This window comes from Parashewanella curva, assembly GCF_003675895.1.
GTDB lineage: Bacteria > Pseudomonadota > Gammaproteobacteria > Enterobacterales > Shewanellaceae > Parashewanella > Parashewanella curva.
The window spans coordinates 1-1908 of sequence record NZ_ML014929.1 but is presented as its reverse complement, the minus strand read 5'-3'; the positions used below and the strand labels follow the sequence as shown (position 1 = coordinate 1908).

The window sequence follows — 1908 nt, the reverse complement described above, 5'->3', positions numbered from 1 at the left end:
CCGTCATTTCGCACTGATATTTCCTAACACTTAACAATAATCACTCACGGCTAATCAAGACACAAAGATCACAACAATTATGGCAAATAGATCACTGAGCCATAGCTAAAAGATCACAGACAAACTTTCAATTTTTAAGCAGAATGTCCTAATTCCTAACCTAATCTCCCTTTGAAATGCTGGATGAAGATCAGTTAACGATTCAGAACATAGACCATCTTGGTATTGCCGCTGGATTGATTGATAAACTCAAACTGGTTGAGCGCATTGATGCTCGACTTCCTATTCTTAATCAGCAACAGTCCCATGTGAGCCACGGTCAACGCATCAAGGCCATGATTTTAAATGGCTTAGGTTTTACGCAAAATCCCATTTACCTCACACCGAAATTTTTTACAGATAAACCTGTTGATTTACTGATAGGTGAAGGCGTAAAGCCTGAACATCTCAATGATGATTCGCTTGGTCGAACCCTCGATAAATGTTTTGAATACGGGGTAATGCCACTTTTTGCTGAAATTGCTAATGAAATTTACCTCGATGTCTTCGGTCATGAAACCACACAAGTGCTTCATCTCGACACTACCAGTTTCGCTTTACATGGTGAGTATGACATCGACTATAAAGACCAAGATAACTTGCCGGCTTTACCCATGTACGGCTACTCAAAAGATCATCGTCCAGACTTGAAACAAATGATGATGTCACTGACGGTCAGCGGTGCTGCACAAATGCCGATATGGTTTGAGCCTCTAGATGGCAACAGCCAAGATAAAGTTAATTTTCACAACACATTAGCGACTATCAAGGCCTTTAGAGCGCAGCTAAAGCAAGCACCAGATACCACAGTGGTCGCCGATTCTGCTTTGTACGTCAACGATGAACTCAAAAGTGCGTTTTATCATTGGATCACTCGTATCCCCAACCACATCACTTTGATAAAGCAGCTAAGAGAAGCGGATGAAAGCCAATTCTCTTGGATAGAATTAGATGAAGACAACCAAGGCGTCTGGTTTGGGCATACTGAGCGAGGATTAACGCAATGCAACTTGATGGTGTACTCAAAACAAGCGGCAAAAAAGCAGTTAAAAACACTCGAGAGCCAAATACAAGAAGAAAAAGACCGCATTGAACGTGAGGCTAACAAGCTCGCTACAAAAGAGTTATTTTGTCGTGCCGATGCAGAGCAAGCCTTTGAACAATTTGCAAAAAAAGTAAAATACCACGATGTAAGTTTCCAGCTCGTTGAGGTAAAAAAATACCCAAGCAAAGGTCGCCCGAAAAAAGGAGCACAACAAGAGTTTTCTCACTATCAAATAGTAACAGCATCCACGCCTTCAGAAGACAAGCAGCGCCCTTACAGAAACCGAGTGGGTCGATTTGTTTTAGCGACAAACCATTTTGATATGCCTCCTAAAGCTGTACTTGATAGCTACAAGAGTCAACAAGGTGTTGAGCGAGGCTTCCGTCTTATCAAAGACCCAATATTCCACTTAAACCACCTATTTTTAAAAAGACCAGAGCGCATCAACGCCCTAATGATGATAATGACCTTCAGCCTAATGGTCTACAACCTAGGGCAATATCAATTTAGAGAAGCGCTGAAAGCGAAGGATGAAACGATCCTTAGTCAGACCGATAAGCCGACTTCTACACCAACTTTAAGGTGGATATTTCAAGTTATGAGCGCTGTTCACGTCGTTACAATTAGAGAACAAGGTTCAGCGATATCGGGTATTACTCCAGAAAAGAGAAAAATTTTAACCCTGTTTGGTAGTGAGGTGAGTCGTATTTACAACATAGCATAATGTTAAGGCAAGAAAAGTTTCGCTTCACGACAGAAGCCTTTTGGCATGCTTAAAATTTGGTAAACCGTATGAGAACACTACAAGATCTATGTTGTTTTTT

The 1908-nt window shown here is 41.2% G+C and carries 1 protein-coding gene; it reads left to right on the top strand.

Going from position 1 to position 1908, the window contains the following annotated elements; all coding sequences use genetic code 11:
• The first annotated feature begins 176 nt into the window (after nt 1-176).
• Nucleotides 177-1808: an IS1634 family transposase gene (locus D5018_RS21240; RefSeq protein ID WP_121840962.1), complete on the top strand. Its 1632-nt coding sequence runs from the start codon at nt 177-179 to the stop codon at nt 1806-1808.
• The last annotated feature ends 100 nt before the right edge of the window (nt 1809-1908 follow it).

What these genes read in the sequence shown, in the direction of transcription:
- D5018_RS21240 (WP_121840962.1), top strand. Translation starts at nt 177, where the DNA reads ATGCTGGATGAAGATCAGTTAACGATTCAGAACATAGACCATCTTGGT.